Origin of the sequence: Actinoplanes sp. NPDC048791, from assembly GCF_040650095.1 — a bacterium.
Lineage (GTDB): Bacteria > Actinomycetota > Actinomycetes > Mycobacteriales > Micromonosporaceae > Actinoplanes.
In genome coordinates this window covers 1-2,396 of the sequence record NZ_JBEZGQ010001166.1, presented here as the reverse complement: position 1 = coordinate 2,396, position 2,396 = coordinate 1, and the positions used below count along the sequence as shown (strand labels likewise).

4 protein-coding genes are annotated in these 2,396 nt (G+C 73.5%); 2 read left to right on the top strand and 2 right to left on the bottom strand.

What is annotated here, in order from left to right; genetic code table 11:
- A partial coding sequence (locus AB0C29_RS43770) for an SAM hydroxide adenosyltransferase (protein ID WP_360833617.1) occupies positions 1 to 298 on the top strand: 298 nt, incomplete at its 5' end.
- A 197-nt stretch (positions 299 to 495) separates the two neighbouring features.
- On the opposite strand, the gene AB0C29_RS43765 is transcribed toward AB0C29_RS43770, so the two are convergent.
- Both AB0C29_RS43765 and AB0C29_RS43760 read right to left on the bottom strand, forming a co-directional pair.
- On the bottom strand, positions 496 to 1,149 hold the full coding sequence (locus tag AB0C29_RS43765) for an N-acetyltransferase (protein WP_360833615.1): 654 nt from the start codon (positions 1,147 to 1,149) through the stop codon (positions 496 to 498).
- 96 nt (positions 1,150 to 1,245) lie between these two features.
- Positions 1,246 to 1,905 carry a hemerythrin domain-containing protein gene (locus AB0C29_RS43760; RefSeq protein ID WP_360833613.1) on the bottom strand — a complete coding sequence of 220 codons (660 nt, stop codon included), beginning with the start codon at positions 1,903 to 1,905 and terminating at the stop codon, positions 1,246 to 1,248.
- A gap of 66 nt (positions 1,906 to 1,971) precedes the next feature.
- Between AB0C29_RS43760 and AB0C29_RS43755 the strand changes: the two genes are divergently transcribed.
- A partial coding sequence (locus AB0C29_RS43755) for a BTAD domain-containing putative transcriptional regulator (protein ID WP_360833611.1) occupies positions 1,972 to 2,396 on the top strand: 425 nt, incomplete at its 3' end.

Below are 2,396 nucleotides of genomic sequence, written 5' to 3'. Positions count from 1 at the left end.
GCCCGATCCGGTCGTGGCGGTCGGCGACGGCTGGCTCGAGGCCGAGGTGCTCACCGTCGACCGCTTCGGCAACGTGCAGCTCGCGGCCGGCGGCGCGACGCTGTCCGGACTGAGCCCGGACCTGGTGATCGGCGGGGTCAAGGCCCGGCGCGCCCAGACCTTCGCGGATGCCCAGCAGGGCGAGATGATCGTGTACGAGGACTCGGCCGGCCGCGTGGCGATCGCGGTGAACGGCGGCCGCGCAGTCGTCCTGCTCTCGGTCCGCCCCGGCGACATAGTCCGCGTCGCCGAACGCTGACCGAGCCGAACCGGGTCGAAAGCGTCAGCAAACGCCGACCAGGCCCGGCCGAAGCCGAGCAGGGCCAGGCCGGGCGATGCCGGGCAGGGCAGGGGCAGGGCCGGGCAGGGGCCGAGCCGGGCAGGGGCCGAGCCGGCCAAGGCCGAGCAGGCCGGGCCGGGCCGGAAGCGTCAGCAAACGCTGTCCGGGCCAACAGCTCAGAGCTGGTGGTGCACCCAGACGTTGGGCTCCACGTAGACCGCCCGGTTCCCGGCCACGTCGCAGTACACCGGCCCGAGCGCATGCGGCACCGTCACCGCCCCCGCGGTGTCGAACGGCAGGCCCGTCCACCCGCGCCAGTCCTCGAGCGTGCCCACCATCACCATGCTGGTGTGCGCCACGTTCACGATCCGGCCCCCCTCCCGGACGTGCACGCGCAGCCACGGGTCGACCGGGAGGCCGTCCGGACGCTGCTCGTACGCGTACGTGTCGATGCTTTTGCCCTGGGCGCCGGTCGGCCGGACCGGTGCGATCAGGTCTTGGAAGCCTCGGGCCGCCGTGTTGGCCCGCAGGGCCGCCAGCATGCGGGCGGCCAGCCCGTGGCCGCGCAGGTCCGGCCGCACCATGATCTCCAGGGCCGAGACGATCGCCGGTGCGTTGCCGCGGAGCCGGTCGTGGGCGGCCTGCCGGACCGCCCAGTCCCAGCCGTGTTCCGGCAGCCCGTCGGCGATCGTGCCGGGGAAGCTCAGCGGCACCGAGTGCGCCTTCGCCACGGCTTCGCCGGTGTCGGTGTCCACGGCCAGGAGCTGGAACTCCGGGTAGTGGTCGAACTCGTAGCCGTAGAAGAACCCGCCGCTCTCGTCCTGGGTCATGAATCGCGGCCACAGTCCTGCGAGCTCGGACCAAAGGGGACGCCGGTCCGGGCGTTCGGCCGCTGAAGTGATGTCGAGCTGCACCCGACGACCATGTCAGCCGCGGCGGATGCTGTCCCGTGATTTCGCGTAGGTGCGCGGCCCGACAATTCGCCACAGCAGCCGGGCCGGCCCGGGCAGCTGCGCGAGGAACATCTTGCGCTCCCGCGGGCTCGCCTCCTCGAGGATCGCGCCGACGAAGACCAGCGCCAGTTTGTTCTTCGGGATCGCTTCGCGGCCCCGCTCGTTGAGGGCGTTCCATTCGGCCGGGGTCACGTGCTCCGACACCAGCGGGAGCAGCTCGCGTTCCTCGTCGCCCAGGTGTTCGTCGAGGGCGCCGGACGCCTGGGCCAGCACGTCCGCGAGCTCGTCGCGGACGTCGGCGGCGGCCTGCGCGCGCCAGCGGGCGGTCAGGTCGTCGATGCGGGTGAGCAGGCCGGCCAGGCGTTCGTGCTGCGCCTCCATCCGGTGCACGAGGTCGGCGCGCAGCCCGACGCGGTCGAGCATGACCGGCCAGAGCAGTTCGTCCTCGGCCTCGTGGTGGTGGTGCAGCGCCCCGGCCACGTTGGCCAGGTGCGAGCCGATGGTCTCGGCGCGGGCGGTGTCGCCGGGCGGCACCGCGCGGATCAGGGCGGGCAGGATGCGGAACTCGCGCCGGAACACCCGGTGCACGAGCACCATCTCCCAGGTGTCTACGCGTGCGGTTGTGGTCGTCATGGGCTCAGGGTGCGCGGGTCGGCTTGCAGACTGCCTGCAAGCGGCCTGCGTTTGTATGCTCCACCCGTGCTGAGCTGCCGCGTTCTCGGGCCGACCGAGCTCGGCGCGGGCCGCGTCGTCCTCGATCTGGGCGGTCCGTTGCCGCGCCGGCTCGTCACCGCGCTCATCGCGGCCGGTGGCCGGCCGGTGGGCGGGGACGCGCTGACGGCGGCGGTGTGGGGTGATGATCCGCCGGCCAGCCCGGAGGTGTCGCTGCAGGCGTACGTGTCGCGGTTGCGGCGGGCGCTGGGAGCCGAGCATCGGGAGGCGCTGCAGCGGGTCGGCGACGGATACCGGCTGACCGGCGCGGAGACGGATGTGGCGGCGTTCGAGGCGGGCGTTGCCCGCGGGCGGGAGCTGCTGGACGAGCAGCAGCCGGCTGAGGCCGTCCGCGCCTTCGACGCGGCGCTGCGGCTGTGGCGCGGGGAGGCGTTCGCGGATCTGGACGGGGC

Bases quoted from the DNA above. Each gene is read 5' to 3' on its own strand.
- AB0C29_RS43765 (WP_360833615.1), bottom strand. From the start codon at position 1,149: ATGACCCAGGACGAGAGCGGCGGGTTCTTCTACGGCTACGAGTTCGAC.
- AB0C29_RS43760 (WP_360833613.1), bottom strand. From the start codon at position 1,905: ATGACGACCACAACCGCACGCGTAGACACCTGGGAGATGGTGCTCGTG.